Source organism: Aliibacillus thermotolerans (assembly GCF_027853235.1).
Classification (GTDB): Bacteria; Bacillota; Bacilli; order Bacillales; family Marinococcaceae; genus Aliibacillus; species Aliibacillus thermotolerans.
This window is the reverse complement of sequence record NZ_WKJG01000096.1, coordinates 1-1,765: the sequence shown is the minus strand read 5'-3', so window position 1 is coordinate 1,765 and position 1,765 is coordinate 1. Positions and strand designations below refer to the sequence as shown.

1 protein-coding gene and 1 pseudogene are annotated in these 1,765 nt (G+C 33.9%); both read right to left on the bottom strand.

The features are described 5' to 3' along the window. Positions 1 to 202 (bottom strand): annotated as a pseudogene (locus tag GJS40_RS13400) (ATP-binding protein); the annotation flags it as partial. Continuing rightward, a complete protein-coding gene (istA, locus tag GJS40_RS13395) occupies positions 199 to 1,764 on the bottom strand; it encodes an IS21 family transposase (protein ID WP_270898360.1) in 1,566 nt (521 codons plus the stop codon). The gene istA and the pseudogene GJS40_RS13400, both read right to left, overlap by 4 nt. Position 1,765: the final 1 nt, after the last annotated feature.

Genomic DNA, 1,765 nt, shown 5'->3' with positions numbered 1-1,765 from the left:
AAGGGAATGTAGCCCATTTAAGACGTTTTTCGATTTGTTTTTCTTCACGCTTTTTTTGCTCATAGCTCAAGATATCCATTAAAAAGGCTGCGTAAGTCACATTATCTTTTTCTGCCTTTTCTAACAATGCTGGTAGATTATTAGCTGTTTCTCCGAAACGAAGTGACTTTAATGTGTCTTGTAATGTTGATAATTGACTCATTGAATTTCACCTTCCAATACAGAAACATATTCCTGAATATCTCTAGTTTGAGCTTTTGTCTGAGAAACAGACTCACTTAAATAATTAAATTGTTTAAGATCATCTATTTGTCGTTTTTCATTATTGACACTTGATACATTTTGTCGGTTCAGGTATTGAACCATATCGATAAAATCCGTTGCACAAAAAAGTTGCCATTTCATACATTCTTCTAATGCTTTATCAAGTAATTCTTGATTGTGTTTTTTAATTTCTTTAGAAATCATTTGTAATTGGTCTCGAATGTAACGCTGTCGTACCTTACGTATTTCTTGTAAAAATTGTTTTGCTTTATTTGAATTGCTAAAGTACGAGGCAACTGTCTCAATATAGGTATCAATTCCCTTTGTCCGATCACGTATATGACTTGTATCTTGAATCAACTTTCCTTTGCCAGAAGTGATTCGATGTTTGGCAAGAATGGGACCAGATTTGCTTTCTCGAATAATTAAATATTTATCATCCTTCGTTTCGATATAGACTTGTTTTGTCTTTTGAAAAGTTCCTAAAGGAACTGTATATCGATTCGATTTATACCAAATAATATTGTCCTTCCGAACAGTTCTTGTTATACTTGTATCAAAGGGTTTAGTGATATACGTATTATCACTAATTGGAGAGACTGGACGTAAGTGTTGCTTTTCGAGGGCGAACACTTCAACTGGTCTCTTTTTTGTTGTATTGTGAACTTTATAGTTTGCAGTGCGCTCAAGCCACTTCCAACCAGCCTCATTCCATGCATCTAACCCATAGTACAAACGATGCTTGGCAAAATTTTGTTTTACATATTTAACTACGTTTTCTACCTTTCCTTTACTTTCTGGGTCAGCTTTTCTACACATCCAGACTTTTAAGTTTCGTTCTTCTTTATAAGATTGAAATTCTTTAGTTAATATAAGATCTCCGCCATTTTCACTAACGAGAATTAATGCATCCTGATCATAGACGAATTCATCTGTGATTCCTCCAAAATATCGAAATGCATTTTCATGGGCCTGAATGACATCTCTTGTAGTAAATGGCCTGTCCAACCATTCTTTATATTTATAGCGAGAATGTGCTAATACAAATGCTATAAAACGCAGTTTTACTTTTCTTCCGTCTGGTGTGAATTGTTCTGTTTGTCCAAAATCAACTTGAATTTGTGAACCCATTGGCTTTTCTGGAACCGACTCATAAATTCTCGGTGAACTTTCTTTCGGAATATTATATTGCTTTCTAAGATTCCTTACATATAGCCGTACAGTACTTTCTGAAACTACTAGATCACTATACTTCTCTAATAACCAGTCTAATACTTGTGCAGCTGACATATCTGGATGTTCCCTTAACCATGATAAAATTAAATTTTTATAAGGATCCAGTTTTTTTCTTCTTGTTTTCGTACTTCGTATCCAATCAGCCATGCTTTCTGGATTACGCTTTAAATAACGGTAAACTGTCGACCTTGAGATGCCTAGTTTTTCAGCAACTTTGGTTTTACTAAAACCTTGTTTTAATAATTGATGAATTTCCATATACATT